A 16356-nucleotide genomic window follows, 5' to 3' on the forward strand; every position below is an offset into this window, starting at 1 on the left:
ACTATAACTCCATGGCCGACCTTCGCGCGGCGCTCGAGCAGCGCATTCTCGTCCTCGACGGGGCCATGGGCACGATGCTCCAGGGCCGCGGGTTGGGGGCGGCCGACTTCGGCGGCGAAGGCTACGAAGGCTGCAACGAATATCTGAATCTCACCCGCCCGGACGTCATTCGCGCGATCCACGCCGCCTACCTCGAAGCCGGCGCCGACGTCGTCTCCACCAACACCTTCGGCTGCGCGCCCTGGGTGCTGGGCGAGTACGGGCTGGCCGAGCGCGTCTGGGACATCACCCGGGCCGGGGCGGTGCTGGCCCGCGAGGCGGCCGGCCGTGGCTTCGTCGTGGGGGCCATGGGGCCGTCGACCCGGTCCATCTCGGTCACCCGCAACGTCACGCTCGACGAGGTGCGTGAGGCCTACGCCCTGCAGGCCCGCGCCCTCATCGACGGCGGCGTTGATGCGCTCCTGCTCGAGACCCAGCAGGACACGCTCAACGTCAAGGCCGCCGCCCTCGGGCTGGGCGAGGCCATGCGCGAGGCCGGCGTGGAGCTACCCGTGCTGGTGAGCGCGACCATCGAGCCGACCGGCACCATGCTGGCGGGCCAGGGCGTGGAGGCGCTCTACGTGGCCCTGCAGCACCTGGGCCTGTTCTGCATCGGGCTGAACTGCGCCACGGGGCCCGAGTTCATGACCGACCACCTGCGCACGCTCTCCCAGATGGCCACCTGCTTCGTGAGCGTGTACCCGAACGCCGGCCTGCCCGACGAGCGCGGACAGTACGGCGAGACGCCGGAGAGCCTGGCCTTCAAGATGCGGCGCTTCGTCGACGAGGGCTGGGTCAACCTGGTGGGCGGCTGCTGCGGCACGACCCCCGCCCACATCCGGGCGCTGGCCGGGCTCGTCCGCGACCGGCCGCCCCGCGTGCCGGCCGCCCGCGAGGTCCGCGCGGTGAGCGGCATCGAGGTGCTCTATCCCACCGAGGACAACCGGCCGATCTTCGTGGGGGAGCGGACCAACGTCATCGGCTCCCGGCGCTTCAAGGAGCTCATCGTCGCCGACCGTGTCGACGAGGCGGCCGAGATCGGCCGGGCCCAGGTGCGCGGTGGCGCCCAGGTGCTCGACGTCTGCCTGGCCAACCCCGACCGCGACGAGGCGGCCGACATGGACCGCTTCATGGCGGCCCTCACCCGCATGGTGAAGGTCCCGCTGATGATCGACTCCACCGACGCCGCCGTGCTCGAGCTGGCCCTCAAGCGCTGCCAGGGCAAGGCCATCGTCAACTCCATCAACCTGGAGGACGGCGAGGAGCGCTTCGCGCGGGTCTGTCCCCTGCTGCGGCGCTACGGCGCCGCCGTCGTGGTGGGCTGCATCGACGAGGACAAGCAGCAGGGTATGGCCGTCACCGCGGCTCGCAAGCTGGCCATCGCGGAGCGCTCCCACGCGTTGCTCTGCCAGAAGTACGGCCTGGCCGCCCGGGACCTGATCTTCGACCCTCTCGTCTTCCCCGTGGGCACGGGCGACCAGAACTACGTGGGCTCGGCCCAGCAGACCATCGAGGGCGTGCGTCTCATCCGGGAGCGGTTCCCCGAGTGCGCCACCATTCTGGGGATCTCCAACGTCTCGTTCGGTTTGCCCCCGGCCGGGCGCGAGGTCCTCAACGCCGTCTTCCTCTACCACTGCACCAAGGCCGGGCTCGACTACGCCATCGTCAACACCGAGCGGCTCGAGCGCTACGCCTCCATCCCCGAGGAGGAGCGGCGGCTCGCCGAGGACCTGCTGTTCAACCGGGGCGCCGATCCGGTGGCAGCGTTCGCCGCGCACTTCCGGGGACGCCAGAAGGCCGCGCCGGTGAAGTCCGCGCTGAGCCTGGACGAGCGTCTGGCCCGCTACATCGTCGAGGGCAGCCGGGACGGGCTCATCGAGGACCTCGAGGCCAAGCGCGCGGAGGCCGCGCCCCTGGACATCATCAACGGCCCCCTGATGCGGGGCATGGACGAGGTCGGCCGCCTCTTCAACGACAACCAGCTCATCGTGGCCGAAGTGCTCCAGTCGGCCGAGGCCATGAAGGCCGCCGTGGCCTACCTCGAGCGGTTCATGGACAAGGCGGAGACGGCCACCCGGGGCGTGTTCCTGTTGGCCACCGTGAAGGGCGACGTGCACGACATCGGCAAGAACCTGGTCGAGATCATCCTGGCCAACAACGGCTATCGGGTGATCAACCTGGGCATCAAGGTGCCGCCCGAGACCTTGATCGCGGCCTGCCACGAGCACAAGCCCGACGCCATCGGGCTCTCCGGGCTGCTGGTGAAATCAGCGCAGCAGATGGTGGTGACCGCCCAGGATTTCCGGGCCGCCGGCATCGACATCCCCTTGTTCGTGGGCGGCGCCGCCCTCACCCGGAAGTTCACGGCCACCCGCATCGCGCCCGAGCACTCGGGCCTGACCCTCTACGCGAAGGACGCGATGGAGGGGCTCGATCTGGCCAACCAGCTCTTCGCCGCCCCGACGCGGGAGGCTCTGATCGCGCGTGTCCGCCGCGAGCAGGCAGCGCTGGGAGGCGACGGGTCCTCCGATACGACGACCGCGGCCCCGGCCACGGCCGCGCCGGCGCGCTCGGCGGTGGAGCCGGTGGAGCCGCCGGTGCCGCCCGACCTGGAGCTCCACGTCCTGCGCGACGTGCCGCTCGCTCACATCTTCCCGTACCTGAACCTCCAGATGCTCTACGGCAAGCACCTGGGGCTGCGGGGCCTGGTGTCGCGGCTGCTGCAGGCCGGGGACGCCAAGGCCCGCGAGATCCACCAGGTGGTGGAGGCGCTCCAGCAGGAAGCCATCCGCGACCGGCTCCTGGTGGCCCACGGCCTCTACCGCTGGTTCCGGGCCCGCGCGGCCGGCGACGCGGTCCTGATCTTCGACGAGGCCGGGCGCGAGCTGGCGCGCTTCGACTTTCCCCGCCAGCCCGACGGCGAGCGGCTGTGCCTGGCCGACTACGTGCGAGACGACCGCGACGACTACCTGGCCGCCTTCGCCGTCACCTGCGGCAGCGGCGTGCGCGAGCGGGCCGAGACGCTCAAGAGCCGCGGCGAATACCTCAAGTCGCACGCCCTGCAGGCCCTGGCCATCGAGAGCGCGGAGGCCTTGGCCGAGATGCTCCACGCCCGCCTGCGCACGTTGTGGGGGTTCCCCGATCCCGCCGACGTGACCGTCGCCGACAAGCTCAAGGGCCAGTACCGCGGCATCCGCGTGTCGTTCGGCTACCCCGCGTGTCCCAACCTGGCCGACCAGGCCACGCTGTGGAGCCTGCTCGAGCCCGAGCAGATCGGGATCAGCCTCACCGAGGGCTTCATGATGGACCCCGAGGCGTCGGTCTCGGCCCTCGTCTTCCACCACCCTCGGGCCCGGTACTTCAAGGCCGGCTGAGCCAGCCGCGCCGCCTCACGCCGCCCGGCGCCGCGCCAGGCGCAGGGGCACGCCGCCGGAGGGGCGCAGCGTGATCGTGGGAAACGGCGTGGGAGCGCATTCCGGCGCCAGCTCCAGCCGGAACCGCCGGGCGACCGTGGCCAGGATCAGCACGGCCTCCATCATGGCGAACCGGTTGCCGATGCAGATCCGCGGGCCGCCGCCGAACGGCAGGTAGGCGAAGCGGGGCAGGCGGTCGGCGAGGCCGTCCAGCCACCGCTCGGGGGCGAAGCGCTCGGGCTCGTCGTAGAAGCGGGGATCGCGGTGCATGACCCAGGGGCTCATGAAGAGCGTCGTTCCCGCCGGGACCGGGTAGCCGCCCAGCTCGCAGTCGGCGACGGCCTCGCGCCCGAACGCGTAGGCGGGCGGAAACAGACGCATCGATTCCAGCACCACCGCTTCGGTGTAGCGCAGCGCCGCCAGGTCGCCGAGCGAGGGCGGGCGGCCGGCCAGCGTCCGCTCGAGCTCGGCCGCCAGCGTGCGGTCGACATCGGGGTGCCGGGCCAGGAGGTACCACGTCCACGACAGGGCGAGCGCCGTCGTCTCGTGCCCGGCCAGCAGGAGCGTGATCGACTCGTCGCGCAGCTGCCGCTCGCTCATCCCGCGGCCGGCCTCGTCGCGGACGCGCATGAGGCCAGCGAGCAGGTCCCCACCGCCGTCGCCGCGAGCGCGATGCTCGGCGATGATCCGGTACACCACGGCTTCGAGACGGGCCACGGCGCGCCGGTAACGCCGGTTGCCCGGGGTGGGAATCCAGTCGGGGATGCCGAACGGGCGGCGGAACCGCGCGGCCACCTCCTGCAGTCCCGTGTCCAGGGCCTCGCCGACCTCGTCCACGTCCGCCGTCACCTCGGCATCGAAGAGCGCCTTGGCCACGATCTCCAGCGTGAGGCGCATCATGTCGGGATGCAGGTCGCGGATCTCTCCCTCGCGCCAGCCCCCCAGCATCCGCTCGGCGCGGTCGACCATGACCTGGCCGTAGGCCTGAATGCGCTCGTGGTGAAAGGCCGGGGCCATCAGCCGGCGCTGGCGGAGCCAGAAGTCGCCTTCGCTCGTCAGCAACCCGCGACCGAAGATGGCCTCCACGTGGCGCCAGAAGAAGGAGTGCTTGACGAAGTTGCGGTGGTCGGTCACCAGGACCGCCTCGACCAGGGCGGGGCTGCTGATGAGATAGGCCAGGCGCCGGCCGAGCCGCATCGAGACCACGTCGCCGTACTGCCGGGCGCAGGCGGTGAAGAAGCCCAGCAGGTCGCGGGCGAACTCGGGCAGGCTGCCGACGAGCAGCCGGCCAGGCGGGCCTGGCGGACGCCGCGTCACCGGCATGGTGACGCGATCAATGGTGACAGGTGATGCAGTCGAGCGGCGCCCGGGTCCCCCGCGTGGCGTTCTGCTCGCGATGGCACTCCACGCACCAGCCCATGCTCAGGGGAGGCGGGGCGAGCTGCAGCCCGACCAGGTTCATGAGGTCGTTGACCAGCGTGGGGCCCGTCCGCGCCCCCACCTCTCGCATCCGCTCGATCGGCCCGTGACACGTCTGACAGGCCACGCCCGCCGCGACGTGGGGCTTGTGGGAGAAGTACGTGAACTCGGGCAGCGCGAACACGCGCACCCAGGGGATCGGCTCGCGCCGGTTCCAATAGTCGTGAATCTTCGCGATCTCGGGGTTGTCCTGGGCCCCGATGATCTTGTGGCACCCGATACAGCGCTCCACCGACGGCAGCCCGGCCGACTGCGAGCGTCGCGCGTCGGCGTGGCAGTGCTGACAGGCGATCTGAAACGACCCGGCGTGGATGAGGTGGCTGAAGAAGATCGGCTGGCGCGGGGCCTCGGGCACAGTGACGAGGGGCTGGGCCTGCTCCGGCGAGAACGGCGGCTGGGCCAGCGAGCGCAGGTACGCCACGACCTGCCGGACCTGGGCTTCGCTGAGGTGGCCCCGGAAGGGGGGCATCGTCGGCGCCAGCCCTTCCGCGGGGCCACCGTTCAAGATGATGTTCATCAGGAACTCGTCGGGGAGCGGGTTCATCAGGCGCCCGTCGGTGAGATCAGACGGCTTGGTGGCGAAGCCGGCGGCCGAGGCGCCGTCGCCCCGGCCCCCTTCCCCGTGGCAGAGCGCGCAGGAGCGCGCATAGATGTCCCGGCCCGCCTCGACGTCCTCGACGGACGGGGCGGCGGCCCCGCCCCGCGCGAGGGCGGCGGCGGCGACGATGAGGACCAGACCGAGCGCGCCCGGGAACCAGCGACGCACCACCTACTCCTTGATCAACCGCTCCCGCCGTAGCAGGTAAAAGTGTCGCACGGAGCTGTAGAGGTCCAGGGTGGTCTCCTCCACGCCCTGGAAAAGGTCATAGTACAGCGCCCGCTCGTTGACCATCTCGCCCACCCGCATCCCGGCCCGCTCCCAGAAGAAGGGCAGCACGTAGCTGAGCGGGTCCAGAAAGATGTCGACACCGCGGCCGATGCCGTCGCGGACGGTCATGGGCTCGAAGAACGGCAGCACCAGATAGGGGCCGGGGGTCGCGCCCCAGACCCCCAGCGTCTGGCCGAAATCCTCGCGGCTCGGCTGGATCCCCCAGTAGTCCTTGGCCGGGTCGAAGAGGCCTCCGATGCCGGCCGTGCTGTTGATGAGGAACCGCGCGAGCTCGCGACCGGCGCCGGCGGCCTTGCCCTGCAGCAGACTGTTCACGAGGCGGGGGACGACGCGAATGTTGTCGAAGCCGTTGGCGATGAGAACCTGAAACGGCTCCGGCATCACGTGGCGGTACACGTTGGCCACCGGCTTGAACACGTAGCGGTCGACACGCAGGTTGAAGGTGAACACCTTGTCGTTGAACGTCTCCCAGGGATCGTACGGCTCGAACTCGTATTCGTCCTGGGTGCCGGGTCCCTGGGAGATTATGAACATTGGGGGGGGCGAGACGCCCCCCCCAATTCCCCCCCGATCCGCGTGGGGCCCGACACCGGGCCCCCCAATTCCCCCCCGGTCCGCGTAAGCCCCGACGCCGGGCCCCCCGGTTCCTCTCCGATCTACGTGAGGCCCGACACCGCCTTCCCAGATTCGCCCCGGACCTGCGTCCAGGGAGCTCCGTCCGCCGAGGGGGGCACCGGTGTCGATGCTGGCGCAGCCGACGAGAGAGAGGACGACGGCGAGGGCAGCGACCACACCACTGCATGCGCGACCGACGTCGCCCAGCGCGCGACGCACCAACGATCCTCCCCGACGAGCATAGGCTCGCCCTCCGCCGACGCGGAGAGTATAGCGCGAGGCCCGCGAATCCCCGGATCGGGTCAGCGCGCGGCGGGCGGGCGCAGGATGACGAGCGTGAGCGGATCGAGGTAGGCGCGGGCCACGCGCTGGACGTCGGCCGCGGTCACCGCCTCCACCGCGCGCCGGTAGCGCTCGGGAAACTCCTGTCCCACGGCCTGCACCTCGTAGAAGCCCATGTACCAGGCCTGCCGGGCGTTGGTGCGCCGGTCCATGGCGTAGTTGCCCAGCAGGTAACCCTTGGCCCGCGCCAGCTCGTCGGCGCTCAGGGCCTGCGTCCGCACACGCTCGACCTCGCGCAGCAGCTCGGTCTCGGCCCGCGCGGCGCTCTCGGGCGCCGTGCCGAGATAGAGGATGAGCAGCCCCGGCTCGCGCACGGCCTCGTAGTAGGCGCTGGCCGCATAGGCCAGGGCCTGGCGGTCCCGGAGCTCGGCGAAGAGCCGTCCGGCCATACCGCCGCCGAGCGCCGTGGCCAGGACCTTCACGGCGGCATGATCGGGATGATCGAGCGGCGGGGCCAGGCCACCGGCCAGGATCTGCGCCTGCTGGGCCGCCTGCTCGACGACGATGCGGCGCGCCGTCGGCACCGGCCGGGGATGCTTCGGCTCGGCGACGGCCCCGCCTCGCGGCAACGATCCGAACAGACGGCGCGCCGCGGCCAGCACCTCCTCGGCCGCCACCTGCCCGCTCACGGCCAGCACCATCCGCTCCGGCCGGTAGAAGGCCCGGTAGTGGGCCACGATCGCCGCGTGGTCGATCCGGGCCAGCGACGCGGCTGTTCCCAGCACGGGAAGCCCGTAGGGGTGGCGGCCGTACACCGTCGCGTAGAATACGTCGAAGGCGCGCGACGCCGGGCTGTCACGCTGGCGCTGGACCCGTGAGAGCAGCCAGTCGCGCTCCAGCTTCACCTCGGTCGGCTCGAGCCGCGGCTCCAGCGCCAGCTCCGCGGTGAGCGCCAGCAGCTCGCGCCAGAACCGGGCCAGGGCCGTGGCGCTGATCCCCGAGTAGTCCACGTTGCCGGCGGCGCTGATCTTCCCGCCCAGCGCGGCGATCGCCTCGGCGAGCTCGGCGCCGCTGTGGTGGGCTGTCCCCTTGACCATGACGGCGTGCACGAAGTTCGCGATGCCCGCGTGCTCCTCGGACTCCCAGCGCGTGCCCATCCGTACCATCAGCGACACGGCCACGACCGGCGCCACCGGATTCTCCCGCACGAGGACGGTGAGCCCATTGTCGAGTTGCTCCCGGCGGGGGCCGGCGGCGTCCGCGGTCACGGCCGGCGCCAGCGCGGCGAGGACGAGACCGAGGGCGAGGAACCGGCGCCGGCTCATCGGGCGGTGGGCACGAACCGCACGCGCGAGTAGTTGTCGTCACCGAAATACCGGCGGGCGACGGCCTGGATCTCCTCCGCCGTCACCTGGCGCAGCCGGGAGAGGTATTGCAGCTCGTCCTCCAGCGTCCACGTGGTCTCGGCCTGACCGTAGCTCTTGGCCAGCCCCTCCACCGTCTCGATGTCGAACGCATAGTTGGACTCGGCGGTGACCAGCGCCCGCTGGCGCTCGGCCTCGGTCACGCCCTCCGCCCGCACGCGGCGGACGACGTCGACGATGGCGGCTTCGGCGCGGTCGAGGTTGGCCGCCTCCAGCCGGGCCGTCACCGACACCAGGCCGGCCTTCTCCCAGGCCCCGTAGCCGGCGTCGATCGAGTAGACCAGCCGCTGGCGCTCGCGCACCGTCTGGTTCAAGCGCGAGCTGGGGCCGTCGCCCAGGATGTAGGTGAGCAGATCCACCGCGTACACGTCCGTGTCGTTCGTCGGCGCCGTGCGCCAGCCCAGCCCCAGGTACGCCTGCTTCTCGCTCCGCGGCACGTCCAGCTGGCGCATGCCTTCCAGCCGGGCGACCGTCGGCGTCGCCGGCCGGGAGGCCCCGGTGGCGTCGAGCCGGCCGAACGTCGCCCGGGCCAGCCGGCGCACCTCGTCGGGCCGCACCGCACCCACCACCACCAGCACCATCTGCCGGGGGACGTAGTACTTGCGATAGTAGGCCTCGAGCTGTTTGCGGGTGAGGGCGCCGATCAGCTCCGGCGTGCCCAGGATGGGCCGGCCGTACGGATGAGGCGCGTAGGCCAGCTCGTAGATGCGGCGGAGGAGGTAGCGGTCGGGGTTGTCCTGCGTGAGCCGCATTTCTTCGAACACGACCTTGCGCTCGGCGTCGAGGTCGTCCTGCGCCAGGCTGGCGTTGACCGCGATGTCGGCCAGTAGCTCCAGGCCCGCCTGCAGGTGCTCGGCCGGCAGCACGACGTCGTAGTGGGTGGCGTCGTACGAGGTGAAGGCGTTGCTCTGTCCGCCCAGGCGCTCGATGAGCCGATCGATCGAGCCGGGGGGCCGCGTGGGCGTGCCCTTGAACAGCATGTGCTCCAGGTAGTGCGTCAGCCCGAGCTCGTTGGGCGTCTCGTCGCGACCGCCGATCCGCACCCAGAGCTGCAGGGCCACCACCTCGCTGGCCCGGTGCTCTTGCACGATGAGGGTCACGCCGTTGGTGAGCGACTCGCGGGTCGGGCGGGGGCCGGTCGGACTGGGGTTGGGCGGCGTGCCGACCGCGCAGCCGCCGAGCAGGATGAGGACAACCGCCGCGGCCAGCACGCGCCGCATCTCACGCCACCCCGTTCAGCGCGTAGTCGAAGATGTCGAAGTTCCGCACCTCGCCCTCACGCCGGGCACAGGCGGGCGTGAGCGGACGATTGAGCACGAACGGCACCGTCTGCTCGGTGATGCCGCCGTGGGACCTGAGCGGCTCCTCGAGCAACGACAGGTCGTGCTCCCGGGGCGACTTGCCCAGCACCACGTGGCGCTCGGCGATGACGATGACGTCCCCGATCCGGTCGGAAGCCAGCTCGAACCGCCGGCAGCCCGACGCGTTGTCCCACACCTCGGCCACGCCCTCGGTGGCGCTGAGCCGTTCCAGCACCGTGGGCAGGTCGGCGGGGCGATCGAGATAGATGGTGGCGAAGGAGCCGAGCGCGCCATGGTGCACGACGTAGGGGTCGGTGATGGGCAGGACCACGCGGGCACGGCCGGGACCGAGCACCTCGTCGAGCAGCGGCCGCAGGTAGACCACGTTGGGGGCGCCGTCCGGGCGCGCCTTGGCGCTCATGCCGTGGTCCGCGGTGATGCCCAGCACGGCGCCGGCGCGGTCGAGGGCGCCGAAGTACCGATCGAGCATCGCGTAGAAGTCGGTGGCCACGGGATCGCCCGGCGGGTGCTTGTGCTGAATGTAGTCGGTGAGCGACAGGTACATGACGTCCGGCCGCTCGCGCTCCAGCAGGGCCAGCCCGGCGGCCAGCACATACTCGCTGAGCTCGGCGCTGTAGACGTCGGGCACGGGCCGGCCGACCAGCTCGGTCACCCGCTCGATGCCGTGCTCGTCCTTGGTCACCTGGTCCGCCTTCTCCGACGAGAAGCAGATGCCCGCCATCCCGTGGCCCAGCAGGCGCCGCAGCTTGTCCTTGGCGGTGATGACGACCGCGCGGGCGCCCTGCTGCGCCAGCGCCGCCAGCAGCGTCCCGCAGCGCAGGAAGGCCGGGTCGTTCATCATGACCTCGCGGCCCGTGGCGGGATCGTAGAAGTAGTTGCCGCAGATGCCGTGCACGGCCGGCGGTACGCCGGTGACGATGGAGAGATTGTTGGGATTCGTGAAGCTCGGCACCACGCCGCGGGCCAGCCGGAACACCCCCTGGGCACGGAAGCGGGCGATGGCCGGCGCTACCCCGGCGTCGACGGCACGATCGAAGTACTCGGGCTCGCCTCCGTCGATGCAGACGACGACGGTCGGACGCCGAGGAAACTGGTAGGTGCGGCCATTGACCTCGAGGACGGGGCCGCCGCTCATAGCGCCTGGATCATACGGCCACCGGAGCGCCCCGGGCCGGGATTTTTCACGGCGTGCTCGACGGCGCCGCCATCGCCGCCTGCGGGCGGCCCCGCCGCCGGCGGATGCGGCGGCGGCCGGCATCGACCACCCGCACGCCCAGCAAGATGGCCAGGGCCGCCGCGTAATAGTACGGCTCGATCCGGCCCACCTTGGCGAGCCAGATGAAATGCAGGACGGCGGCGATCGCGGCCACGTAGACGATCCGATGCAGGCGCCGCCAGCCGACAGCGCCCAGCCGCTTGACCATGCCCGCGGTGGACGTCGCGGCCAGCGGGATGAGCAGCACGAGGGCGCCCATGCCGAGCGTGATGTAGGGCCGCTCCACGATGTCGCTGGCCATCTGCGGCCAGTTGAAGAAGTGATCGATGAGGATCCAGACGCTGAAGTGCAGCGCCGCATAGAAGAAGGCGAAGAGCCCGAGCAGCCGGCGCAGCAGCGCCGGCCAGCCCCAGCCCGTCACCAGCCGCAACGGCGTCGTGGCCAGGGAGGCCAGCAGCAGGCGCAGGGTCCACTGCCCCAGATGGTTGGTGATGAAGCTGATCGGGTTGGCCGTCAGGTCGTCGGTGACGATCCAGAATCCGAGCGCGGCCAGCGGAGCCAGGGCGGCGGCCCAGACCGCCGCTTTGAGGGCGACGCGGGGCATGTTACTGGAGGGGGCACGAGGCGCGCCCCCTCCAGACCTCCCCGTTCGCGCCAGGCGCGACAATGGCTACTGTCTCTAGTAGAACTTGCGCAGGTCCATCCCGGTGTAGAGGTGGGCGACCTGGTCGGCGTAGCCGTTGAACATCAGCGTCGGGCGGCGGCGGAACTCGCCGATGCGACGCTCCGTGGCCTGGCTCCAGCGCGGGTGACTGACTTCGGGGTTGACGTTCGAGTAGAAGCCGTACTCCTGCGGGGCGGCGTCGTTCCAGGCCGTCGAGGGCTGATCCTTGACGAGACGGATCCGCACGAGCGACTTCGCGCTCTTGAAGCCGTACTTCCAGGGCACCACCACCCGGATGGGCGCGCCGTTCTGGTTCGGCAGCACGCGGCCATACATGCCGACCGTCACGAGGGTCAGCGGGTGCAGGGCCTCGTCCAGGCGCAGACCCTCCGTGTACGGCCAGTCGAGTCCCGTGTAGAACAGCGCCTGGCGCTGGCCGGGGAACTGCTCGGGGTCGAGCAGCGTGGTGAACTCCACGTACTTGGCGGCGCCGGTCGGCTCCACCCGCTTGAGCAGGGCGGCCAGGGGAAACCCCACCCACGGGATGATCATGGACCAGGCCTCCACGCAGCGCAGCGAGTACACCCGCTCTTCGAGCGGGAAGGTCTTGAGCAGCTCATCGATGTCGAAGGTCCGCGGCTTGTGCACGAGGCCCTCGACGCGGACGGTCCAGGGCCGGACCCGCAGCCGGTGGGCCTCCCGGGCGGGATCGTCCTTGTCCACCCCGAACTCGTAGAAGTTGTTATAGGTGGTCGCGTCCTTCCACTTGGTCAGCGGTTCCTTGAAGCTCAGCGCCTCGTTGCGGGTGGCCGGCAGCGGGGCCCCCAGGGGTGGCTCCTGCACGGCTTCGGCCTGGCAGCCCGCGGCGGCCAGCGCGGCAGCGCCGGCGATGAACGACCGACGATCCAGATAGAGTCGCTCGTCGGTGATCTCGGAAGTCTTGAACCGCTCCGGCCGTCGGATCAGCATGACGTCCTCCCAACTATCTCACGAGACCGCAAACTTGTAACCCTGGCCGTGCACGGTGAGGATCCACCGGGGATGCTCGGGATCCGCCTCGAAGCGCCGGCGGAGCCTGAGCACGTGGGTGTCGACCGTCCGCGTCGTCGGGAAGCGTTCGTAGCCCCACACCTCGTCGAGCAGCCGCTCCCGCGTCACCACCTCGCCCTGGTGAGCGAGCAGGTACGTGAGCAGGTCGAATTCCTTGCGGGTCAGGCTCACCTCTCGGCCCGCCACGAACACCTGGCGACTCCGCACCCGGACGCGCACGTCCCCGAAGGCGTACTCCTCGACCTTGTGGCGCGGGCCGGGCCGGCGCAGCACCGCTCGCACCCGGGCGAGCAGCTCGCGCAGCGAGAACGGCTTGGTGAGGTAGTCGTCGGCGCCCAGCTCGAGCCCGCGCACCCGGTCGGGCTCGGCCCCGCGCGCGGTGAGCATGATGATCGGCACGTCGATGCCCCGCCCCCGGAGCGTCTGACACACCTCCCAGCCGCTGAGCTTCGGCATCATCAGGTCGAGGATGATCAGGTCGGGCGCCTCCCGGGCGGCCAGCGCCAGCGCCGTCTCCCCGTCCGTGGCCGCGCAGGTCTGGTAGCCCTCGAAGCGCAGGTTGTCCTCCAGACCTCGCACGATCTCCGGCTCGTCGTCCACGATCAGGATCCGTGGCATCGTGCCACAGCATAGCCTGGGCCCGCCCCGCCGGATGTCACAAGGGCGTCAAATGTGGCGGCGGACTCTCAGAGGGTGTCGCGGAGGCGCTCGAGGAGAAACGCCCGCAGCCGGGTCTTCATCTCATCGGGCATGGCCACGCGGTTGACGTCGGCGGCCAGGTCGCGGGTCCGGCGATAGGTGTTCAGGTAGGCCACGCAGGGCGCGCAGTCGCGCAGGTGACCCTCCAGCTGGGCGACCGCGTCGGGGGACAGGCTGGCTTCCAGGTAGTCGGCCAGCAGCGCGATGAGCTCGCGACACGTCATCTCACGCCTCGTCCGGATGGATCATGCCGAGACCAGCGCCGTCCGCGTCCGCTCCCGCGTGGCCAGCAGGCGCCGGGGATCGCCGAGGTCGTTCCAGCCCAAGCCGTTCACCGGAAGGACGGCCAGCGCCTCGGGGTACCGCTCCAGCACGTGTCTGGAGAGATCCGTGGCCGGCAGCCCGGCGTACGCCCGGCGGAGCGTCTCGTCTTCCCAGGGCGTGTCCAGCCGCGGGCGCGCTGCGGCGAAGGCCGCGCCGAGGCTGGGGACCGCGCGGTCGATCACGCGGGTCAGCGTCGAGGTTCTCCGACCGCACGATCACCGACCGGGACGGTGCGTCGGCCAGCAGCGGGGCGTAGAACCGCTCGTGGCGCCGCGTGACGACGGTGAGCAGCCGCTCGGGGTCGACCAGCAGCCGAACCCGCCGGAGGGTCTGCTCGAGGAGCGTCTGCTGGCCGAGGAGCCGACAGAACTGCTTGGGGCGGTCGTCGCCGGTCAGGGCCCGGGTGACCGCCTGCAACCGGGTGCCGTCGCCGCCCGCCAGCACGATGGCCGAGTAGCTGGCCATCACTCGCCGCTCTGCTGGAGCAGCTTGGCGACGAGCCCCGTCCATCCCGTCTGGTGGCTGGCTCCGATGCCGGCCCCGTTGTCGCCATGGAAGTATTCGTAGAACAGGAGCAGGTCCTGCCAGTGGGGATCTTGCTGCAGCTTCTCGGTGCCGCCGAAGACCGGGCGGCGGCCGGCCGGCCCGCGCAGGAAGATCCGGGTCAGGCGCCGCGAAAGCTCGGCGGCCACGTCCCACAAGTGGAGGCGGCGGTCGCTGCCGGTGGGCATGGCCACCTGGAACCGATCGCCGAAAAAGTGGTGGAACTTCTGCAGCGACTCGATCAAGAGGTAGTTGACGGGGAACCAGATGGGGCCGCGCCAGTTGGAGTTGCCGCCGAACAGGCCGGTGGACGACTCGGCCGGCTCGTAGTCCACCCGGTGCTCCATGCCGTCGATCCGCACCATGTAGGGATGCTCGAGGTGATAGCGCGACAGGGCCCGGATCCCGTAGGGGGAGAGGAATTCGCTCTCGTCGAGCAGCACGCGCAGCACGCGCGGAAGCTGCTCGTCGGTGACCAGGGACAGCAAGCGGCGGGTCGCGCCGGTGGCCGTCGGCATCTCGACGACGTGCTCGCGGAACTCCGGCCGATGGTCCATGAACCACTGCATCCGGCGGCGGAAGCCGGGCAGCCGGTCCACGACGTCCGGCTCCAGCGTCTCCGCCGCGAACAGGGGGATGAGCCCAACCATCGAGCGCACCTTGAGCCGGGCGTGACGGCCGTCGTCGGTGTGCAGCACGTCGTAGAAGAAGCCGTCCTCGTCGTCCCAGAGCTGGATGCCCTCGCCGCCCAGATCGTGCATGGCGTGGGCGATGTACACGAAGTGCTCGAAGAACTTGGAGGCGATGTCCTCGTAGGCGGGGTTGTCCCGGGCCAGCTCCAGGGCCATGGCCAGCATGTTCAGGCAGTACATGGCCATCCAGCTGGTGCCGTCGGACTGCTCGAGGTGGCCGCCGCCGGGCAGGGGCGCCGAGCGGTCGAAGACCCCGATGTTGTCGAGGCCGAGGAATCCCCCCTGGAAGACGTTCTTGCCCTCCGCGTCCTTGCGGTTGACCCACCAGGTGAAGTTGAGGAGGAGCTTCTGGAAGACCTTCTCCAGAAAGTCCCGGTCCCCGCAGCCCCGGATGCGCCGCTCGATCTTGTAGACGCGGAGCGCCGCCCAGGCGTGCACCGGCGGGTTCACGTCGCCCAGCGCCCACTCGTAGGCCGGGATCTGGCCGTTGGGATGCATGTACCATTCGCGCAGGAGCAGGACGAGCTGGGACTTGGCGAAGTCGGGATCGACGAGGGCCAGGCCGATACAGTGGAAGGCGAGATCCCAGGCGGCGTACCAGGGATACTCCCACTTGTCGGGCATCGAGATGATGTCCTCGTTGTACAGGTGCAGCCAGTCGCGGTTGCGCCCGCCGCGGCGCTCCGGTGGCGGCGCGGGCAGGGCGGGATCGCCGTTGAGCCAGCGCCGGACGTAGTAGTGATAGAACTGCTTGCTCCAGAGCAGGCCGGCCAGGGCCTGCCGCATCACCCGCCTGGCGTCGGCGGACAGGCCGGACGGGATCACCGTGGCGTAGAACTCGTCGGCCTCGCGGGCGCGGGCTGCGAACGTCGCCGCGAACTCGGGGCCGAAGGCGGCCGACCCCAGCGCGGTGTCGGTCAGCCGCAGCTGCACCGTGGCCGACTGGCCGGCCGGGATTGCCAGGCGGTACTGGCCGGCGGCCTTGGTGCCGAAGCGCGCCGGGTTGACGGCGTCGCGGCGGCCACCGACCACGTACTCGTGGAGGCCGTCCTTGACCCAGGGACCGGGATTGGGCGCGCCGAAGAGCCGCGCGGCGTTGGTCTCGTTCTCGGTGAAGAGCAGGTCCGGCCCGCCCTCGCAGTAGAGCCAGCGCCGTCCCAGCGACTCCTCCTCGGCCTCGATGACGGCGAGACCGGGGACACCGTCGCCGGCGCGCAGCGCCGGCCGCTTGGCGCCCTCCTCCCACGACCACGTGTTGCGGAACCACAGGGTCGGCAGCAGGTGGAGGGTCGCCGCCTCCGGCCCCCGGTTGCTGGCGGTGATCCGGATCAGGATGTCGTCCGTCCCCGCCTTGGCGTAGGCGATCTCCACGTCGAAGTAGCGGTCGTCGTCGAAGACGCCGGTGTCGATCAGCTCGTACTCGGGCGCCCGCCGGTCCCGCTGGCGGTTCTCCTCCACGAGCGGGCCGTAGGGGAAGGCCGCCTGGGGGTACTTGTAGAGCGCCCTCATGTAGGAGTGGGTGGGGGTCGAGTCGAGGTAGAAGTAGTACTCCTTGACGTCCTCGCCGTGGTTGCCCTCGTTACCGGTGAGGCCGAACAGGCGCTCCTTCAGGATCGGATCGCGCCCGTTCCAGAGCGCGATCGCGAAGCAGAGGAACTGCCGCCGGTCGGAGATGCCCGCGATGCCGTCCTCGCCCCAGCGATAC

Annotated in this window: 13 protein-coding genes; 1 reads left to right on the plus strand and 12 read right to left on the minus strand. The window is 70.7% G+C overall.

Annotation, left to right across the window (positions count from 1 at the left end; translation table 11 throughout):
• Positions 1-11: 11 nt before the first annotated feature.
• Positions 12-3413: a methionine synthase gene (gene metH / locus VFR64_10945; protein HET9490256.1), complete on the plus strand. Its 3402-nt coding sequence runs from the start codon at positions 12-14 to the stop codon at positions 3411-3413.
• A gap of 15 nt (positions 3414-3428) precedes the next feature.
• On the opposite strand, the gene VFR64_10950 is transcribed toward metH, so the two are convergent.
• The 12 genes from VFR64_10950 to VFR64_11005 all read right to left on the minus strand — a co-directional run.
• Positions 3429-4775 carry a cytochrome P450 gene (locus tag VFR64_10950; GenBank protein HET9490257.1) on the minus strand — a complete coding sequence of 449 codons (1347 nt, stop codon included), beginning with the start codon at positions 4773-4775 and terminating at the stop codon, positions 3429-3431.
• Between the two features lie 10 nt (positions 4776-4785).
• On the minus strand, positions 4786-5697 hold the full coding sequence (locus VFR64_10955) for a c-type cytochrome (GenBank protein ID HET9490258.1): 912 nt from the start codon (positions 5695-5697) through the stop codon (positions 4786-4788).
• A 3-nt stretch (positions 5698-5700) separates the two neighbouring features.
• Positions 5701-6354, minus strand: coding sequence for a VacJ family lipoprotein (locus VFR64_10960; GenBank protein HET9490259.1), 654 nt, complete (start codon positions 6352-6354; stop codon positions 5701-5703).
• Between the two features lie 383 nt (positions 6355-6737).
• The gene (locus tag VFR64_10965; protein HET9490260.1) at positions 6738-8042 is read right to left on the minus strand and encodes a pitrilysin family protein; all 1305 of its coding nucleotides are present in this window, start codon (positions 8040-8042) and stop codon (positions 6738-6740) included.
• Positions 8039-9361, minus strand: coding sequence for a pitrilysin family protein (locus VFR64_10970; protein ID HET9490261.1), 1323 nt, complete (start codon positions 9359-9361; stop codon positions 8039-8041). The genes VFR64_10965 and VFR64_10970 overlap by 4 nt, the downstream gene beginning before the upstream one ends.
• Before the next feature lies 1 nt (position 9362).
• A complete protein-coding gene (gene phnA, locus VFR64_10975) occupies positions 9363-10598 on the minus strand; it encodes a phosphonoacetate hydrolase (GenBank protein HET9490262.1) in 1236 nt (411 codons plus the stop codon).
• 46 nt (positions 10599-10644) lie between these two features.
• Positions 10645-11283, minus strand: a complete 639-nt coding sequence (locus VFR64_10980; protein ID HET9490263.1) for a protein-methionine-sulfoxide reductase heme-binding subunit MsrQ — start codon at positions 11281-11283, stop codon at positions 10645-10647.
• Between the two features lie 75 nt (positions 11284-11358).
• On the minus strand, positions 11359-12312 hold the full coding sequence (gene msrP, locus VFR64_10985) for a protein-methionine-sulfoxide reductase catalytic subunit MsrP (protein ID HET9490264.1): 954 nt from the start codon (positions 12310-12312) through the stop codon (positions 11359-11361).
• 18 nt (positions 12313-12330) lie between these two features.
• Positions 12331-13011 carry a response regulator transcription factor gene (locus VFR64_10990; protein ID HET9490265.1) on the minus strand — a complete coding sequence of 227 codons (681 nt, stop codon included), beginning with the start codon at positions 13009-13011 and terminating at the stop codon, positions 12331-12333.
• A 68-nt stretch (positions 13012-13079) separates the two neighbouring features.
• Entirely contained in the window at positions 13080-13316 is a 237-nt protein-coding gene (locus VFR64_10995; protein HET9490266.1) for a zf-HC2 domain-containing protein, read from the minus strand.
• 21 nt (positions 13317-13337) lie between these two features.
• Positions 13338-13598 (minus strand): hypothetical protein, encoded by a 261-nt coding sequence (locus tag VFR64_11000; GenBank protein ID HET9490267.1) that lies wholly within the window; start codon positions 13596-13598, stop codon positions 13338-13340.
• 282 nt (positions 13599-13880) lie between these two features.
• Positions 13881-16356 (minus strand): glucosidase (locus tag VFR64_11005; GenBank protein ID HET9490268.1); only part of this gene is annotated, 2476 nt, incomplete at its 5' end.

Source organism: Candidatus Methylomirabilota bacterium (assembly GCA_035709005.1).
Taxonomy (GTDB): Bacteria; Methylomirabilota; Methylomirabilia; order Rokubacteriales; family CSP1-6; genus 40CM-4-69-5.

Excerpts from the sequence above, each read along its gene's own strand:
- VFR64_10950 (HET9490257.1), bottom strand. The coding sequence starts at position 4,775 with ATGCCGGTGACGCGGCGTCCGCCAGGCCCGCCTGGCCGGCTGCTCGTC.
- VFR64_10995 (HET9490266.1), bottom strand. The coding sequence starts at position 13,316 with ATGACGTGTCGCGAGCTCATCGCGCTGCTGGCCGACTACCTGGAAGCC.
- VFR64_10990 (HET9490265.1), bottom strand. The coding sequence starts at position 13,011 with ATGCCACGGATCCTGATCGTGGACGACGAGCCGGAGATCGTGCGAGGT.
- VFR64_10960 (HET9490259.1), bottom strand. The coding sequence starts at position 6,354 with ATGTTCATAATCTCCCAGGGACCCGGCACCCAGGACGAATACGAGTTC.
- metH (HET9490256.1), top strand. The coding sequence starts at position 12 with ATGGCCGACCTTCGCGCGGCGCTCGAGCAGCGCATTCTCGTCCTCGAC.
- msrP (HET9490264.1), bottom strand. The coding sequence starts at position 12,312 with ATGCTGATCCGACGGCCGGAGCGGTTCAAGACTTCCGAGATCACCGAC.
- VFR64_10970 (HET9490261.1), bottom strand. The coding sequence starts at position 9,361 with ATGCGGCGCGTGCTGGCCGCGGCGGTTGTCCTCATCCTGCTCGGCGGC.
- phnA (HET9490262.1), bottom strand. The coding sequence starts at position 10,598 with ATGAGCGGCGGCCCCGTCCTCGAGGTCAATGGCCGCACCTACCAGTTT.
- VFR64_10980 (HET9490263.1), bottom strand. The coding sequence starts at position 11,283 with ATGCCCCGCGTCGCCCTCAAAGCGGCGGTCTGGGCCGCCGCCCTGGCT.
- VFR64_10965 (HET9490260.1), bottom strand. The coding sequence starts at position 8,042 with ATGAGCCGGCGCCGGTTCCTCGCCCTCGGTCTCGTCCTCGCCGCGCTG.